Genomic DNA, 16945 nt, shown 5'->3' on the forward strand with positions numbered 1-16945 from the left:
GCGGGGGCAGAGCTTCGGCCGAATTCACAGCATAGCAGCTGGCGCGGCTCCGTGGTAGTTCACGGAGCCGTGCTGGCCTCGGCTTTCCGCTGTGCGGGCATGGCCCGGCTACGGTAGATGCCCACGGCCTGGGCCAGCCCGCGCCCCAGCGAGCGGCGCAGTGGCTGCTCCACCCACACGTGCAGCAGGTAGGACGCCACCAACATCGCGGCCAGGGTGCTGCCCACCAACGCGTATTTGTTGGTACTGGGCCCCAGCCGGTGAAAGACTACGAAGCCAATGTTGCCGTGCAGCAGGTACAAGGGGTAAGTGAGCGCGCCGAGGGAAGTCAGCCACGAAAACCGGCTCAGGTTGAGCCAGCGGAAAGCCACCCCGCCCATCAGGAGAAAGCACCCGGTCACGACCACCAGGCAAACCTTGCGCGAGACGTCGTCGTGGAAGGCAGACGTTTGCTCGATGGCGCGGTAAAAAGTCTGGTGCAGCGCCAGCCCATAGGCGGCCAGCAGCAGCGCGTATCGGAACCAGGTCCGCCCCGCAGGTGGTTGGAGCAGGGAAAAAAGCATGCCGGCGGCGAAAAATGGGGCATAGCGTGGAAAAAAGAGCCGCTCGAAGGGCGTGGCCGTCATGGGCCCAAAGCCCACCCAAGCCGTGTAGGCCAGCCACCCGGCCAGCACCCAATCCACGTGCGGCAGCAGGCGGTAGGCCAAGAGCAGCGAGACGAGAAAGTAAAAGGTGAGCTCCACCGTCAGCGACCAATACACCCCGTCCAGGGGCCAAGCGCCCAAAAATTCGTGCAGCATGGTCATGTTGTACACGTACCGCCCGGCATCGGCTCGCAGGCCCGCAGGCATTGACACCGCGCCCGTACCCGCGCCCCAGCCCAGCAGCACGAGGAAAGTGAGCGTGCAGGCCGTCCAAAAGGCCGGGTACAGGCGGGTGACGCGGGCCAGCAGGAACTGCCGCACGGTTTTGCCACGGGCGCTGAGTAGCACAACGTAGCCAGAAATAAGGAAGAACAACTCGACGCCCAGAAAGCCATAGCGCGTGACGCGGTCCAGTTCCGGAAAGGCCAAGGGGCTGAAGTTGCCCGGGGCCTGGGGGCGGTACGTGTAGTGAAAGCACACCACGGACAGCGCCGCCACAAAGCGCAGGGCGTCGAGCTCGTAAAAACGGACGGGGGACTGTCGGGGCTCGGGTTCCATGCCAGCGGGTAGAGAAGCAGCGGAAAAGCCTAAAGCTATTTCACTTGCTTGGCTTGTCCTAATGCCGCGCGGCGCTTGGTTTATTCACCGTTCGGCTTGCTGCCCGGGCGGCCGAAGTTAACTAGCCGAAAATACAAGTTACTAGTCATCAGCTTATTATAACTAAAGTAGCCTGTGCGCTCAAATAAGCCAGCTTGCCCGCCATTCTAGTCGCAATAAATAGCCGGGTGCTATATCCGAATCAGGAGAGTAACCAGTAATAAAAAATTTCCGAATAAAATATTTTATTACACCGCTTATACAACTGCCAAAAGCAAAGGAGCAGCCGGTACGAATCGGCTGCTCCTTTGCTTTTGTATCCCCGTCGTTGCTTTAACCAGCGGCAATGGCCTTGCGGCGGCTGCGGGTGATGCGCTCTTCGGTGCCTTGGCTGAGCAACTCGTCGTCGCGGTCCGATTTTTTTACTGTCCAGCCCAGCGAGTACAGGTCTTTGCGGCGGTCGCGCAGGTTGCGCACGGCGCCGCTGGTGTTCAGGTCTTTGAGCAAGTCCAGGTCGAGGTCGGCAATCAGGGTCATCTCGGTGTTGGGCGTGGCTTCAGCCACGATGGCATCGTGCGGAAAGGCGAAGTCCGAAGGGCTGAACACGGCGCTCTGCGAGTACTGAATGTCCATGTTCTCGACGCGGGGCAGGTTGCCCACCGAGCCGGTGATGGCCACGTAGCATTCGTTTTCAATGGCCCGGGCCTGGGCGCAGATGCGCACGCGCTGGTAGGCGTTTTTGGTGTCGGTCCAGAACGGCACAAACAGGATTTTCACGCCTTCGTCGCTCAGCATGCGGGCCAGCTCCGGGAATTCCACGTCGTAGCACACCAGAATGCCGATTTTGCCGAAGTCGGTGTCGAAGCACTTGAGCTTGTCGCCGCCGCGCATGCCCCAGTAGCTGGCCTCGTCGGGCGTTACGTGCAGCTTGTACTGCTCGTCCACGGTGCCGTCGCGGCGGCAGAGGTAGGCCACGTTGAACAGCTTACCGTCCTCATAAACAGGCATGGAGCCGGCCACGATGTTGATGTTGTAGCTCACGGCCAGCTCCATCATCTTCGCCTTGATGGGCTCGGTGAACGCCGCCATGGCCCGGATGGCCACCGCCGGCGAGTCCTCGTTGGTGAGGGCCATGAGCGGGGCGTTGAAAAACTCCGGGAACATCACGCAGTCGGCCTTGTAGCCCGATACCGTGTCCACGAAGAACTCCATTTGCTGCAGCAGGTCTTCCAGGCTGCGGGTGGCGCGCATCTGCCACTGCACAATGCCGATGCGTACGTTGCTCTTGGTGTTGCCAATGAGCTTTTCCTCTTCCTCGTAGTACACGTTAATCCACTCCAGCAGCGTAGCGAAGGCTTTCGACTCGGAGTCGTAGGGCAGGTAGCCGCGGATGATTTTGCGAACGTGAAACTCGTTGGAAAGCTGGAAGGTGAGGATGGGGTCGACCACTTCCTTGTTGCGCACCATCTCCACGTACTTGGCGGGGGTCATCTCATTGGCGTACTGGGCGTAGCCGGGAATGCGGCCGCCGGCCACCATGGCCCGCAGGTTCAGGTTTTCGCACAGCTCCTTGCGGGCGTCGTAGAGGCGGCGGCCCAAGCGAAGGCTGCGGTACTCGGGGTCCACGAATACGTCGACGCCGTAGAGCGTGTCGCCGTTGTCGTTGTGGGTATCAAACTTGCCGTGGCCCGTGATTTTGGCATAGGTGTGGCGGTCGCCGAAGTCGCTGTACTGCACGATGATGGCCAGCGCCGCGGCCACCAGGCGGCCGTTGTCTTCAATGCCAATCTGGCCTTCGGGAAACTTGCGGAGCAGGGCCGCAAACTCATCGGCCGCCCAGGCGCCTTCCATGTTGGAGTACACCTTGTCCATGATTTCCTTCACGGCCTTGAAGTCGGAGCGGCGCAGCGTGCGGAGCACCAGCTTGTGGGCCGGCACGGCCGTGGGCGTGAGCCGCTCGACAACCGCCGGGGTAAGCGCGGGCTTGCCCACTTTTTTGGCATGGCTGCCGCCAGTGGTGGCTTTGCCATTAGAGGAGGCAGCAGCCGAAGCTTTGCCGTTAGAAGAAGTGGCCATATATAGTTCGAAAACGAAACGACTGGAGAAATTGGGCTGAAAACCGTTGCAACGCGGCTATTTAAGAAGCCGGTCCAACAAATTTACCCGTAAAAAAACCCGTTGGCAGAGGTAGCCAACGGGTTGATAAACGAAAACCTAGACAGAACGGTGCATTAAGGCCGAAATTACACCCGCACCACGCCGCGCGGAGTAAAGAAACAGGCGGCAGCCCCGCAGAATTAATTGAGCTAAACGCCCTGCATCTCGGGCACTTCGCCATCGGGCACCACCAACTTCCCGGCGGTGGCGGCTTTAATCTGCTCCACGCTCACGCCGGGCGCTCGCTCGCGCAGCACAAAGCCGTCGGGCGTCACGTCGAGCACGGCCAGCTCGGTCACGATTTTCTTCACGCAGTGCAGGCCCGTGATGGGCAGCGTGCACTGGGGCAGCAGCTTGCTGGAGCCGTCGCGGGCCACGTGCTGCATGGCCACGATGATGTTCTTGGCGGAGGCCACCAGGTCCATGGCGCCGCCCATACCCTTCACCATCTTGCCCGGGATTTTCCAGTTGGCAATGTCGCCGTTTTCGGATACTTCCATGGCCCCCAGGATGGTCAGGTCCACGTGCTCGCCGCGAATCATGCCGAAGGAATCGGCCGAGGAGAAGAGGCTGGAGCCGGGCAGCGTGGTCACGGTCTGCTTGCCGGCATTGATGAGGTCGGGGTCCACCTGGTCTTCGGTGGGGAAGGGGCCCATGCCAAGCAAGCCGTTTTCGGACTGCAACTCCACGTTGATGCCGGCCGGGATGTAGTTGGCCACCAGCGTGGGAATGCCGATGCCGAGGTTGACGTACGAGCCGTCTTTTACTTCCTGGGCTATTCTTTTGGCGATGCCGTGTTTGTCGAGCATAAAGTTGGGCTGAGCTACGCTTCCGGCCAATTGGCGGGGCTGCGCGGATTTGGTGGGTGGGATTTGGGAGATGGGAAATTACTTGGTGCCCGTACCCGTGGCCCCCGGAGAAGCCGCTGGTACTTTTTGGTTGGGCACAAACGACTGGTAAACGGCCGTTTTGAACTTGCCGGCCAGGTCGCGGCTTGTGCTGCTGGGGTACTTCTGGGTATAAATCAGGGCCACCAGCTTTTCCTGCGGGTCAACCCAATACGTGGTGCCGAAAATGCCGCCCCACTCGTATGAACCCGCCGACAGCCCCGGAGCCTGCGCGTTTTGGGGCATGGTGATGCTGAAGCCCAAACCAAACTTGTGGTCGCCCTGGTTTACCTCCCCGATTTGGTTTTGCGTCATCAGCGCCACCGTGGCGGGCTTGAGCAACTGGCGGCCGTTGTAGGTACCGTTGTTCAGCATCATTTGCAGGAACTGGGCATAGTCGTCGATGGTAGACGACAGGCCCGCACCGCCCGAGAAATAGGTGCCCGCCGACGCCTTGGGATAGTCGGGAAACATGCCGTCGTGCGGCGCCATTGGCACCGTCTGCTTGGCCGTATTCTCGGTGTAGAGCATCACCAGGCGCGCCCGCTTGTCGGCGGGCAGGTAGAAGTAGGTGTCGCGCATGCCCAGGGGTTCAAACAACCGGCGGCGCAGGTACTGGTCCAGCGGCTGGCCCGAGAGCACCTCAATCAGCCGGCCCAGTACGTCCACGCTCAGCCCGTAGGTAAACCGCTCGCCCGGCTGGTGCATGAGGGGGAGCGGCCCCAGCGCATCCATGGACTTTGCCAATGAGCCGGCCGGCGTGCCAATGCCACTCGGAATGTGGGCTTTCGCATAAATGGCAGTGGCTTCCTTGGTGCCAATCACGGGGTAGCTGATGCCGGAAGTGTGGGAAAGCAGCTGCCGGATGGTCACCTCGCTCTTGGCCGGCACAGTGGTGTAGCTGGAATCGACCGCGTTGAAGGTAGCCAGCACTTTGGGGTTGGCAAAGGCGGGCAAATACTTCGAAATGGGGTCGTCTAGCTTGAATTTGCCCTCGTCGTAGAGCATCATCAGCCCCGCGCTAACCAGCGCCTTGGTCTGGGAGGCGATGCGGAAAATACCATTCGTCGGCAGCGGGGTTTGGGTAAACATGTTGTCAACGCCGAAGGACTTGCGGTACACCACCTTGCCGTCGCGCAGCACCAGCGCAAGGGCGCCGGGTACGTGCTTGTCGTAGCGGCGTATGGAGCCATTGACAGTTGGCTTCGATAATGGGCCGTACACGCCGCGCGAGCCCAAATCGGCTGTGTATTGCGTCAGCAACTCATCGATGCGCCGGGCCTCGGCCGGGTCGATGGTTGGTGGCGCTACTGCTGGGGCCAGCACCGTTTTGGGTCGCGCCGCCTTGCGGACGGGTGCCGCAACCTGCGCCGTCGCCACATAGCCGCTCAGCAGCAACAGCAACATGAGAGAAGAGCTCTTTTTCATAGGCTATTTTAAAAATCGGCTGTCATGCTGAGCATAGCGAAGCATCTCACCAGCGCCGTCTGTCATGCAGAGCGGAGCGAAGCATCTTATCAACGCGGAACGACTCAGGCGTGAGAAGATGCTTCGCTGTGCTCTGCATGACAGGCGAATGGAATTACTCTCGTGGTAGAGATGCTTCGCTCCGCTCGGCATGACGTCCTCTTTTTCTACAAATGCTGCCTTATGCCTGCCTGCCGCACGGTGCGTTGCTCAATGCGCTTTTCGTAGTGGGCGCCCTGGTAAATGCGCTGCACGAAAATGCCCGGTGTGTGAATCTGGTTGGGGTCGAGCTCGCCGGCGGGCACCAGTTCCTCTACTTCGGCCACGGTGATTTTGCCGGCGGTGGCCATCATCGGGTTGAAGTTGCGGGCCGTGCCTTTGTAAACGAGGTTGCCGGCGGTATCGCCTTTCCAGGCTTTCACCAAAGCAAAATCGGCGATGAGGCCGGTTTCCATCAGGTACATCTTGCCGTTGAACTCGCGGCTTTCTTTGCCTTCGCCCACCTCCGTGCCGTAGCCGGCCGGGGTGAAAAAGGCCGGAATGCCCGCCCCGCCGGCCCGGCACCGCTCCGCCAGCGTGCCCTGCGGAATCAGCTCCACTTCCAGCTCCCCGCTGAGCAGCTGCCGCTCAAACTCGGCGTTTTCGCCCACGTAGCTGGAAATCATCTTTTTCACCTGCTTGGTTTGCAGCAGCAGGCCGATGCCGAAATCATCCACGCCGGCGTTGTTGGAGATGCAGGTGAGGTTTTTCACGCCGAGGCGCAGCAGCTCCTGAATGGAGTTTTCGGGGATGCCGCACAGGCCGAAGCCACCCAGCATCAAGGTCATGCCATCGGCGAGGCCTTGGAGGGCGGCTTGGGCGTTCGGAACGGTTTTGTCTATCATCGGTGGGTGGGAGTGGTGCTACGGGTGGGAGTGGTGCTGGCAGTAGCGGTGGGCGGTACGTAATCGACCGGCAAAAATTCACCTATTTTCTCAAAGCCCCAATAGTCGCCGTTATAGGCCTCGAGTGGGTTCACCAGCGAGCCGTTGGCTTGAATTTCGGCCTCGCGGCCCTGCAGCTTCAGCCGCGACACCTGCCGCTTGGCGGGGTAGGGCGTGCGCGAGGGGCCCAGCGAGGCCATGCGGCGATTGTAAGCGGGGTCGGGAGCTTCGCCGAAATGGGTCACCTGCAGCTCGCCGGTGAAGCGCAGGTAGGTGTGCCGCCCGTCGGCCGACACCCGGCGCAGGCTGTCGATGGGCCGGGGCTCGGGGTAGAGCGAGGCCAGGGCGGGGGCAATGGCGTCCCACTTGGCCAGCGAGTCCTGCTCGGCGTCTGTGAACGCGCCATCGGGCCGGCGCGCGAGCAGGGCGGTGCGTTGGGCTTCGGCGCGCTCGTAGCGTGGGTTGGGCACCACCAGCACCTGTTGGGCTAGGAAGTTGTCGGCTTTCAGGCGGTTTTGGTACACGCTGCGCAGGAAGTGCATGAAGGAGCCCGTGTAGGCAATGGCGCGGTTGGTGGCCCACTGCTTGCGCTGGCGGTCGTCGCGCGGCGTCATTTCTTCAAACACCGGCTGGCCGTAGTAGGCAATGGACCGGTCTTCGTCGTCGTACACAAACTGCAGCCCGTAGTACTTGAGGCGGTAGCCCAGGGCGTCGTTGTCTATCTGCACGTACTCTTTGGCCTGGGCCGTGAGCTGCTTGGTCGAGTCGTCGTAGAGCACGCGCACCTGCTCGGGGTTGCTGATGTGGCATTGGGCTGAGAACGTGCTCTGGCCAACGAATAGCTTGGAGAATTTCTGGTATTCCTCGGGCTTGTTAGGGGCTGGCTGCACCACTACTTCGCCCAGCTGGTTGCCCGTGGGGCCCAGCTGCAGCGTCACGGTCTGGGCGGCCGGACCAACGGTAATGGTCTGCTTGGCCAGGCGGTAGCCTACGTAGGAGCCCACCACGTCGTAGGTGCCGGCCGGCACCTTGGGAAATTCGAATTTGCCCTGCTCGGTGGTCGTCACGCCCAGGGTGGTGTTGGCCAGAAATACGCTGGCAAAGGCCAGCGGCTCGTGCGTGACCGAGTCCTGTACCACACCGCTGAGTTTGCCCTGGGCCTGCGCCGCGCTCAGGGCACCCAACCAGCAGCAGCACACTAGAAATATCCGTAAGTAATTCATGAACAGCTTAATTATGGGATAAAAAGAAGCCGAGCTACTTCAGGGCGGCCCGGGTATTCTCCGCATCCAACGCCAATTGGGCCGTTAGCGCGTCCAGCCCGTCATATTTTTCTTCTGCTCGGAGCCAGGCCACAAACTCAAGGGTGAGCAGCTGGTCGTATAAATCACCGGTGAAATCCAGCAGATTGACTTCAATCGTCTGAGCTAAATCGTTGCCAATGGTGGGCCGCACGCCAATGCTGAGCATGGCCTCGTGCCGGGTGCCCGCGGCGGTGGTAGCCCACACGGCGTAAATGCCGCGGGCCGGCACCAGCTTCAGCGGCTCGGTGGGCACCAGGTTGGCGGTGGGGTAGCCGATGGTGCGGCCCAACTTCTGGCCGTGCACCACCGTGCCCGTGAGCGGGTACTGGTAGCCGAGGTAGCGGTTGGCGGTGGCGATGTCGCCTTGGCGCAGGGCCTGGCGGATGCGGGTGCTGCTCACGCCCACCGCATCTACGTCGGCGCGCGGAATCTCCTCTACCGTGAAGCCGTAGCGGGCGGCGTGCTGGGTGAGGTAGTCGAACCCACCTTCCCGGTTTTTGCCAAAGCGGTGGTCATAGCCGATAACCAGCTGCTTGGTGCCCACCGTTTTCAGCAACAGGTTCTGGATGTATTCCTCAGAGGTCCACTGCGCGAATTCCTTGGTGAAGGGCACAATGAGCAGGTAATCAACACCGAGTTGAGCCAGCTTCTCAATTCGCTCGTCTAGGGTGTTGAGCAGCTGCAGCTCCAGCAGCTCGGGGTGGGAGGGCGGCGGCCCCAGCACCAGCCGCGGGTGCGGCCAGTAGGTGATGACCACCGCCGGGCCGCCGCTGGCCTGCGCCACTTCGCGCAGCCGCGCCATGATGCGCTGGTGCCCCACGTGGACGCCATCGAACGTGCCGCTCGTGACGACAGCATTGGCAAGAAAAGGAAATTGAGCCGGGTCGCGGATGACGTGCATTGGGGCGCCGGGGAAGCGAATGGACGAAAAGGATGTGCCGCGAAGGTAACGGGCACTTACCCGAACTGCGCGCTGCCGCTGCGGCCGCCCCAAAACCGGCGAGCCCCAGCCAGCGGGTTATTCCGGCGCCGTGTCCGGCGCGGGGGCGGCGGCATCGTGGGCCTCGTGCTCTTTGGCGGCCAGCGCATCGGCCTGAAGAGCCGCATAATACTGCAGACCCACGCGGTTGGGGGCAATGCGGGGCCGCTCGATGCGGGGCCGGCCTTCGCCCTCGGGCCGGGCCGGGCGCAGCGCCTGAATAGCCTCGAGCGAAAACGCGTCTTCTACCCGAAACTCGCCAATGCGGGTGCGCACCAGCCGGGTGAGGTGGGCGCCGCAGCCCAGAGCTACGCCCAGGTCGCGGGCTAGGCTGCGGATATACGTGCCTTTGGAGCAGACTACCCGGAAATCCACTTCGGGCAGCGCAATGCGCGTGAGCTCGAAGGTTTTTATTTCGACGGTCTTGGATTTGATTTCAGCCTCCTGGCCGTTGCGGGCAATTTCGTAGGCGCGCTTGCCGTCGATTTTTACAGCCGAGAACAGCGGCGGTGTTTGCTGAATGGTTCCCACGAAGGGCAGCGTCGCGGAGGTAATCTCCTCGGGGGTGAGGTGGGCGTAGGGGCGGGCCATGTCCACGGCCGTTTCCAGGTCGAAGCTGGGCGTGGTTTCGCCGAGGCGGAAGGTGCCGGCGTACTCCTTTTCCTGGGCCTGAATCAGGTCAATTTCCTTGGTTTTCTTGCCCGTGCAAAGAATGAGCAGACCGGTGGCCAGGGGGTCGAGGGTGCCGGCGTGGCCAATCTTCTTGATGCGCAGCGCGTTTTTCACCTTGCGCACCACGTCAAACGAAGTCCAGGTCAGGGGCTTGTCGAGCAGCAGGACTTCGCCCGTCTCAAAATCAAAATCGGCTAGCTGCTTCGCACTCATACCAGTTGTAAGTTAATGCCCAGGCCCAACATTATCAGGAGCAAGCCGCCCACGATGATGCGGTAGATACCAAAGGCCCGGAAGCCGTATTTGGTTACGAAACCCACGAACAGCCGGATGGCCAGCAGCGCCACCACAAAGGCCACTACATTGCCCAGTACCAGCTGCTTCACCTCCACAGCCGTGAAGGTGTGGGCCAGGTCCAGCCCCTGGGCTTTCGTCACTTTGTAGTAGTCGTACAAGTCTTTCACCGCGGCAGCCGCCATGGTGGGCATGGCCAGGAAGAAGGCAAACTCGGCGGCGGCCCGGCGCGTGAGCTTCTGGGTGAGGCCCCCGATGATGGTGGCCGCCGACCGGCTCACGCCCGGTACCACCGCAATGCACTGAAACAGCCCAATGGTGAAGGCCTCGCGCCAGCTGGGCGTCGTGACGGGGTGGCCACCGTGGTTGGGCTCCTCCTGCGGAAACCACCGGTCGATGAACAGCAGCACGATGCCGCCCACCAGCAGCATCACGGCCACCGTCGTCACCGATTCCAGCAGCGCATCAATGTGCTTCTTGAGCAAGAGGCCCACCACCACAATGGGAAGAAAGGCCACCAGTAACTTCAAATAGAAATCGAAGCTCTGAAAAAAGCGCTTCCAGTACACGGCCAGCACCGAAAGGATGGCGCCGAACTGAATAACCACCAAGTAAAGTTTGGTGAACGCTGTGGTGGGAATGCCTAGCAGGGCCGAGGCAATAATCATGTGCCCGGTGCTGGATACGGGCAAAAACTCGGTGATGCCCTCCACGATGGCGAGGAGCAGCGCGTGCCAATAGGTCATAAAGGAAGCGGAATTACAGGCGCTTGTAGGCCGGGGCCGCCACCGGAGCCGCCGGGGCCGAGGTCAGGCTGTCGGTAGTGGTGCCGGGAGCGACTGTAGGAGCGTTGGTGCTCGAAGTCAGGGTTTTGTCGCGCACCAGAATGGCGGCGAACTCAATGCCAAAGCCGAGCAGGAGCAACAGCGGCCCCAGCGTGATGCCCACGAAGTCCTCGCCGTAGTTCTCTTTGTCGCCGAACATCATGGTGATGAAGCCAGCGGCCAGAGCGGCCAGCCCAATCCACATCAGGCGGTAGTTGCGGGGGCCGAAGGCGAAGCGAGGCGCGGGTTTAGGTGTCATTTAGCAATTAACAGTTTTCATTTAACCATAACCATTTAGCACTTTCAACTAGCACCTACAGCACGGCTGTTAAATGTTAATTGATAATTGTTAAATGACTTAGTACAGGTCGTCGAGCGACATTTTTAAGTATTTGTGCACGGCGCGGGCCGAGCTGAAAAAGCCGATTATCACACCCAGCACCACCACGCCCAGCAGGAGCAGGCCCAGCCGGAGGTCGTCGCGCAGCAGGCGCAGCGGCTCAATTTCGAGGTAAGCATACTGCAGCAGCGCCACCAGCAGCAGGGCCGCCAGCAAGCCGCTCGCCAGGCCTTGCCACGTGGCCCTTCGCAGAAACGGCTGCTGGATAAAGAGCGGCGTAGCGCCCACCAGTTGCATGGACCGGATAAGGAAGCGCTGCGAAAACAGCGCCAGCTTAATCGTATTGTTAATCAGAATGACCACCACCAGCACCAGCACCGCCGCAAAGCCCAGCAGCACCAGGCTCAGGCGGGTAAGGTTGTTGTTGATGCTGGCAAAGAGGTCTTGCGGGTACTGCACCTCAAACACGCCGCGCTGCGTGGAAAGGCTGCGCTCCAGCTGCCGCAGGTGCAGGGTATCGGTGTATTCGGGCTTGATTTTGAGCACGTAGGCGTCGCGCAGCGGGTTGTCGGCCAGGAACTGGCGGAAGTCTTCGCCGGTGCTTTGCAGCAGCTGGCGGGCGCCTTCTTCCCGGCTCACAAACCGGATTTGGGGCTTGCCGTTGCGCTCGGCCACGTAGGGCAGGTGCCCCAGGTCCTGCTGCAGGCGCAGCAATTCGGTTTCCGGCAAATCGCGGTCGAGATACACCTGCACCTCCAGGTTTTCGCGCACCACTTCCGAGAGTTTCTGCGCGTGAATCAGCAGCAAGCCAAACAAGCCAATCACCACCAAGGCCAGCGTAATGCTGAACACCACGAGCAACGTAGGATAAGAGCCGAGCTTTTTCTTGCGGGTGCTGGGGGTGGTGGGGGCGGCCATAGGTTGGCAAAGGTAGCTGCCGGGGGCGATGAAAGCACGTCGTGCTTCGCTGTGCGCAGCAGGGCGTGCTGTTATACTTTCTAAAACTACAGATTCGTTCTCGGGTCTTCGTCAACGGTCAGCACTTCCTTGCCTTCGCGGGCTTTTTGGGTGTTGCGCTCCTTCTTCTTGGGATTTTTGCGGCTGAACAGCTCCCCAAACGAGTTGAACTGCTCGGTGTGCAGTACGGAGAGGCCCGCGCGGGGCTGGTTGATGGTTTCCAGGTCGCGTGGGGTGGTTTCGTAGCGCAGCTTGGTGCGGAACTTGCCGTCGGGCCGCAGGTAATACTCCAGGCTCAGGTCGCCGAGCAGCGAGGCCTGGCCAGCCGTATTGCCCGAGTTGGGCTGCGCGGTGCCGGTGTTTACCAGGTTGGCGTTGCTGGTAAAGCCCCCTTCGCGGGTCACGCGCAGGCGGCCGTTCAGGAACGAATAGCTCAGGCGCACCTGCAGGGCCTGCAGCTGCTCGGCGGTGAGGCCGTTGATGTTAAAGTCAATCTCCAGGTTCTGGTCGATTTGCGACGTGAGCAGGCCCAGCTGTGTGCTCAAAATCTGGCCCAGGCTGTTCTGCACGGTGTTGTCCTGGCCGCGTAGGGAAATGGAGTTAGCAATGGAGCCGGGCGGCGACAGCTGCTTGAACACCAGCAAGCTGAACACCTGCTTGTTCAATTCCTGCTCGTCGTTGCGGAGCGACGACGTGAACGCGGCCAATTCGCCCTGCAGCGTGCCCGGCGCATCGTTGAACTCAAGGTTGAGCTTGATGGCCGGCAGCAGGAGCGGGCCGGTCAGGTTCATCACGGCCGTTACGGGTACCACGGCGGCACTGCCCGAGGCCCCCGTGCCGAGTACCGGCGCCAGCGAGGTGCGCTGGGTGTAGGTAGCCGTCACGTTCATTTCGCCGGCCAGTGGGTCGCCGTTCCAGGAAATAAGACCGCCAGGCCGCACCACAAACTCCTTGTTAATCAGTCCTTGTAGCGTGAAATTGTAGGCCCCGCGCACGATTTCCACCTGCCCGTACATGTTGAAGTCGCCCCGGGTGTCGATTGCCAGGCGCAGCTGCCCGGCCGCCGAGCCGCGAATAACGTCGCCGGTGCTCTCGTCGAGCAGGATTTCCACGTAGGCCTCCGGCGTGATGGTCAGGTTCATGTTGAGCTTGATGCCCGACAAGTCGATTTTATCCTGCACGGCCACCGTCTGCGCCTTTTTTATCAGCACGGTGTCCCCAATCGGGTTGTTGTTCACGAACTTGATGTAGCCGGCTTTTTGGGCCCGGGCGGCATTATCGAGCGGCAGCGAAATGCGCGTGCCGGCCTCGCTGCTGGCCCGCACCACAATGTCGAGGTCGCTGGTGGGGCCCGTTACGCGGGCCGTGCCCGTGGCGTAGGCCGTGCCGAAGTACAGCTCGTTGTCTTTGCGCGTGGTGTTGAGCACCTGCATCCGGCGGAAGTTGGCCGCAATGTCCAGGGTCATGTCCTTGAAGCCGTGGTGCCGCACGATGCCGTCGACAGTGCCGGTATTGCCCAGCACGTCGCGCAGGCGGATGTTGCGGAACTCGATGGTGCGATTGGTGAAGGTGATGCGGTCGGCGAAGGTGTAGGTGGTGCCCAGGTAGCCGAAGGTCAGGCGGCCGTTGCTCACGTCGACCTGCCCAAGCAGGTTGGGCGCGGCAAACAGGCCGGTGAGCCGCAGTTCGCCCTTGCCGGTGCCGCCCAGGTTCCGGAATAACGAGCCCAGAAACGGCTGGGCCAGCACAATGGGCGCGTCGTTGAGCGTGCCCGTCAGGTTAAACTGGTTGGTGGGGTCCTTGGGCGCAATGTCGCCGAGCACCGTCAGCACCGACTGGCCGGCCCGGGCCACGTCCAGGTTCACGTTTAGCTTGCTGGCCGTGTTGTCCCAGTCGCCGCGGCCGGCCACCTGCCCGATAAGCGTGCCATCGTAGGTCAATGAATCCACCCCAATTGTGCTGTTGATGGTGAGCGGGCCGTACACGCCGCTCACGGTGCCCAGGGCATTCACGCGGCCTTCGAGGCGCTGCCCAATCAGGGTGTTCAGCGTGGCCAACTGGAAGTCTCGTACCGACAGCTCCAGGGGCCGCTTTTTAGCATCGGGAGAGATAAAGCCCTGCGCTCCCACAAACTGGTTGCCGCTACTGAAATTCAGGTTGTTAATTTCGAACTCGCGGCCGTAGCCGGAAATGCGCACCGAGTTATTTGGAGCAATGGCCCAATCCTTATCCAGCAGGTGCAGGCCCGATTGACGAAACACCACTTCCACCGCGCGCGGCAAAAAGCCCAGCGAGCCGTTGATAACCGCCTTGTTGGTGGTGCCCGTTTGGGCCAGCGACGTGGAGAAGTTGATGCGCTGCTGGTCCCACACGCCCTCCAGAATAAACTTTTCGGTGTGCCCCAGCGTGGGCAGCACCTGCCGCTCGCTCGTGATGCTGGCCTGGGCCAGAATATCGGCCTTGTACGGCAGCTTAGAGGTAAGGAAGTCGAAGTCGTTGTTCACCGTGCGCACGGGGCCGTAGCGCAGGCTGTCGAGGTGGCCGCCGAGCTGGAAGATGGAAGTCTCGCCGCTGCGGAACGACCCGTCGATGCGGCTGCCGTTGGCTACTTCCAGGTCGGGCACAAACAGCGCCAGCAGCGGGTTGGGCCGCTTCAGATTCAGCAGCAGATCAATCTGATACACCGGCAGCACGCGTTGGCGCTTCTTGCGGTAGTAGTTGGCCGTGGCGGTGGCGTTGCTTTCAAAATTGAGCCGGTATTCGGTGATGAGCGTCATCACGTCGTGCACCACGTCGGAGGTGTTGAACGTGCCGGCCACGCTGGCATCCACCGCCTCCGAGCGCAGCGTTACACGGCGCTGGTTGCGGCTGTTGCGGGTGCTCACCACGTCGAGGGTGTCGAGGTTGAGCTTGCGGCTGCCCATGCTAAAGTGGGACTTGCGCAGGTAGGCATGGCCGATGAGTGAGTCGAGCTCCACACCCTTGAACTTGACGTCGGCCGTGGTGGCCACCGTAAACGGCTGGCTGGTGAGGCCCAGGGTGCGCAGGTTGGCGTAGTCAATCTTGGTCTTGACGGCCACGTCTTGATGCTCGCGGTCGAGGTCGACGTGGCCGTCGCCCACGAGGCGCACGGCCGGGTCGTTCACGGCAAAGTGCCCGCTAAAGGCCTGCTGGTGAAAGTCGCCCTTAAGGGAAATGTTGTGGTAGCGGTAGCCGTTGAGCCAAATGGCAGGCACCGTGAGCGTGGCCTGCCCCCGCGCAAAGGGCGGGATGAATCCCACGCCCGCCACGTGCCCATTCAGCGTCACGTCCCGAATTACTGATTCATCGCCCAAAAACTTGCCCAACTGGAAGTTGTTCGACCGCACCGTGCCTTCGTAAGCCGCGTGGGTCAGGTCGGATTTGGTCTTGAGGTTCACGTCCGTGGCCACAAAGCCTAGGGCCGTGTCGAACGAGGCATTGGCCACGAAGTCGTTGTAGAAGCCCAGCACCTGGCCTTGCAGCTTCACCCGGCCCAGACGCTGCACAATCTTATTGGCCGAGGCGGGCAACCAGCGCTCCAGGTCGCTGGCCAGCACCACCGACGGCATCAGGCGCAGGTCGATGAAGCTTTCCTTGTAATTGGGCAGGTTGTCGGCGTGCGCCCGCTTGGCCACAATATGGGTGCCCTTGCCGTAGCGCACGTCGAGGTTGTTCACCTTGAAATCGCGCACGTAGCCGGAAGCGTCGCCGGAAATCGCCACCGATTCGTGCATCGTCGCCAGCTGGGGGGCAAACTTGGCAATGTCGTCGGTGTACACCCGCGAGCCCCGCAGGTGGGCAATGGTCTTCATCGAGTCATTGTAGTCGGCGAAGTTGCCGAACACGCGGTACTCAAAGCGCACGTAGTCTTTGATTTGGCTCTTGCCCACCCGCAAACTCAGGTTCTTGAACTCCCAGAAATGCGGGTGGTACAGCATGTCGGCCGTGATTTCGCGCAGCTGCGTTTGCGACGGCGTTTCCACCGCGTGCAGGTGGCTAATGCGCATGCCTACTGTGTCGCCGAGGTGTATCCGGGAGATGTCGGCGTAGATGCTGTCGGCCACCAGGTGGTCGTAGTCAATGCTCTTGCCGTAGGTCTTCGCATGCGGCACGTCCTGCTTTTCAATGGCAAAGTGGCCGTTGCGCAGGGCAACGTCGGAAATCCGAAAATCAAACGGCGCCTTTTTGGTCGTGTCAGTTGAAGGGCCCACCAGCCGCTTCACGGCCGCCAAAAATTGGTTGAACGTGGTGGAATCGGGCTGGCCCGCCAGGTTTTTTAGCTCAAACCGTGGCTCGTTCAGGGTGAGCTTGGCAATGTGCAGGTGCCGCGGGTCAAACACCGAGAAGAGGGAAATATTGGCATCGGCCTGCCCAATGCTGAACAGCTCCCCGCCGCGCCGGTCCTGCACGCGCACGCCTTCGAGCAGCACGCGCGAAAACGGCCGCACATCAACCCGCCCAATCGTAACGCGCTGGCCCAGCTTGCGCGTCAGAATATCCGCGGCCTCGTGGGCTATCCGCGTTTGCACGCTGGGAATCCGCAAAGCAATTAGCGCCCCCACCACGGCCAGCACCACCACCAGCCCCAGGCCCAGCAGTACTTTTAGCAGAACGGAGAAGAAACGACGCACCGGGCAGGAGGGGATTAAGCGGAAAACGCGAGGTAATCCGCAAAGTTGCGGTTTTTTAGCCGTTTGCGACAACGGCTGGGCAGCCTAGCGCAAGTATCAAGCCATGGGAACGGTCGGACCGGGGCTCGGGTTCATCTTTCGGTGCCCGGCCGCGGGGCCGCGCTGCTACCTTTGCCGAGCCGAAAAGTAAGGCGGGCGGTTGCATAGCACAGCCATATACCGCTATGCGCTTCCTCACCGGCACCCCT

General features: G+C 61.4%; 12 protein-coding genes. All 12 read right to left on the reverse strand.

Annotated features, from left to right (window positions below; all coding sequences use genetic code 11):
- Window positions 1-59: 59 nt before the first annotated feature.
- The 12 genes from LJ738_RS06335 to LJ738_RS21450 all read right to left on the reverse strand — a co-directional run bounded on the left by LJ738_RS06335 (window position 60) and on the right by LJ738_RS21450 (window position 16697).
- Window positions 60-1202 (reverse strand): acyltransferase family protein, encoded by a 1143-nt coding sequence (locus LJ738_RS06335; protein WP_227785468.1) that lies wholly within the window; start codon window positions 1200-1202, stop codon window positions 60-62.
- Between the two features lie 372 nt (window positions 1203-1574).
- Window positions 1575-3317: a bifunctional GNAT family N-acetyltransferase/carbon-nitrogen hydrolase family protein gene (locus tag LJ738_RS06340; protein ID WP_227785469.1), complete on the reverse strand. Its 1743-nt coding sequence runs from the start codon at window positions 3315-3317 to the stop codon at window positions 1575-1577.
- 230 nt (window positions 3318-3547) lie between these two features.
- Window positions 3548-4207 (reverse strand): CoA transferase subunit B, encoded by a 660-nt coding sequence (locus tag LJ738_RS06345; RefSeq protein WP_227785470.1) that lies wholly within the window; start codon window positions 4205-4207, stop codon window positions 3548-3550.
- Between the two features lie 78 nt (window positions 4208-4285).
- Window positions 4286-5713, reverse strand: a complete 1428-nt coding sequence (locus tag LJ738_RS06350) for a serine hydrolase domain-containing protein (RefSeq protein ID WP_227785471.1) — start codon at window positions 5711-5713, stop codon at window positions 4286-4288.
- A gap of 206 nt (window positions 5714-5919) precedes the next feature.
- The gene (locus LJ738_RS06355; RefSeq protein WP_227785472.1) at window positions 5920-6636 is read right to left on the reverse strand and encodes a CoA transferase subunit A; all 717 of its coding nucleotides are present in this window, start codon (window positions 6634-6636) and stop codon (window positions 5920-5922) included.
- Window positions 6633-7898, reverse strand: a complete 1266-nt coding sequence (locus LJ738_RS06360; protein WP_227785473.1) for a carboxypeptidase-like regulatory domain-containing protein — start codon at window positions 7896-7898, stop codon at window positions 6633-6635. Before LJ738_RS06360 ends, LJ738_RS06355 begins: the two co-directional genes overlap by 4 nt.
- 34 nt (window positions 7899-7932) lie before the next feature.
- Window positions 7933-8880: a bifunctional riboflavin kinase/FAD synthetase gene (locus LJ738_RS06365; RefSeq protein ID WP_227785474.1), complete on the reverse strand. Its 948-nt coding sequence runs from the start codon at window positions 8878-8880 to the stop codon at window positions 7933-7935.
- A gap of 117 nt (window positions 8881-8997) precedes the next feature.
- On the reverse strand, window positions 8998-9843 hold the full coding sequence (gene truB / locus LJ738_RS06370; protein ID WP_227785475.1) for a tRNA pseudouridine(55) synthase TruB: 846 nt from the start codon (window positions 9841-9843) through the stop codon (window positions 8998-9000).
- Complete coding sequence (locus tag LJ738_RS06375) at window positions 9840-10670, reverse strand: undecaprenyl-diphosphate phosphatase (protein WP_227785476.1); 831 nt, start codon at window positions 10668-10670, stop codon at window positions 9840-9842. Before LJ738_RS06375 ends, truB begins: the two co-directional genes overlap by 4 nt.
- Before the next feature lie 13 nt (window positions 10671-10683).
- On the reverse strand, window positions 10684-11007 hold the full coding sequence (locus LJ738_RS06380) for a DUF3098 domain-containing protein (RefSeq protein ID WP_227785477.1): 324 nt from the start codon (window positions 11005-11007) through the stop codon (window positions 10684-10686).
- 99 nt (window positions 11008-11106) lie between these two features.
- Window positions 11107-12006, reverse strand: a complete 900-nt coding sequence (locus tag LJ738_RS06385) for a cell division protein FtsX (protein WP_068192972.1) — start codon at window positions 12004-12006, stop codon at window positions 11107-11109.
- Window positions 12007-12092: 86 nt separating this feature from the next.
- The gene (locus LJ738_RS21450) at window positions 12093-16697 is read right to left on the reverse strand and encodes a translocation/assembly module TamB domain-containing protein (RefSeq protein ID WP_227785478.1); all 4605 of its coding nucleotides are present in this window, start codon (window positions 16695-16697) and stop codon (window positions 12093-12095) included.
- Window positions 16698-16945: the final 248 nt, after the last annotated feature.

Origin of the sequence: Hymenobacter plasmatis (genome assembly GCF_020711255.1) — a bacterium.
Classification (GTDB): domain Bacteria; phylum Bacteroidota; class Bacteroidia; order Cytophagales; family Hymenobacteraceae; genus Hymenobacter.

Bases quoted from the DNA above. Each gene is read 5' to 3' on its own strand.
- LJ738_RS06335 (WP_227785468.1), bottom strand. From the start codon at position 1,202: ATGGAACCCGAGCCCCGACAGTCCCCCGTCCGTTTTTACGAGCTCGAC.
- truB (WP_227785475.1), bottom strand. From the start codon at position 9,843: ATGAGTGCGAAGCAGCTAGCCGATTTTGATTTTGAGACGGGCGAAGTC.
- LJ738_RS06355 (WP_227785472.1), bottom strand. From the start codon at position 6,636: ATGATAGACAAAACCGTTCCGAACGCCCAAGCCGCCCTCCAAGGCCTC.
- LJ738_RS06365 (WP_227785474.1), bottom strand. From the start codon at position 8,880: ATGCACGTCATCCGCGACCCGGCTCAATTTCCTTTTCTTGCCAATGCT.
- LJ738_RS06340 (WP_227785469.1), bottom strand. From the start codon at position 3,317: ATGGCCACTTCTTCTAACGGCAAAGCTTCGGCTGCTGCCTCCTCTAAT.
- LJ738_RS06375 (WP_227785476.1), bottom strand. From the start codon at position 10,670: ATGACCTATTGGCACGCGCTGCTCCTCGCCATCGTGGAGGGCATCACC.
- LJ738_RS06385 (WP_068192972.1), bottom strand. From the start codon at position 12,006: ATGGCCGCCCCCACCACCCCCAGCACCCGCAAGAAAAAGCTCGGCTCT.
- LJ738_RS06380 (WP_227785477.1), bottom strand. From the start codon at position 11,007: ATGACACCTAAACCCGCGCCTCGCTTCGCCTTCGGCCCCCGCAACTAC.
- LJ738_RS06360 (WP_227785473.1), bottom strand. From the start codon at position 7,898: ATGAATTACTTACGGATATTTCTAGTGTGCTGCTGCTGGTTGGGTGCC.
- LJ738_RS06350 (WP_227785471.1), bottom strand. From the start codon at position 5,713: ATGAAAAAGAGCTCTTCTCTCATGTTGCTGTTGCTGCTGAGCGGCTAT.
- LJ738_RS06345 (WP_227785470.1), bottom strand. From the start codon at position 4,207: ATGCTCGACAAACACGGCATCGCCAAAAGAATAGCCCAGGAAGTAAAA.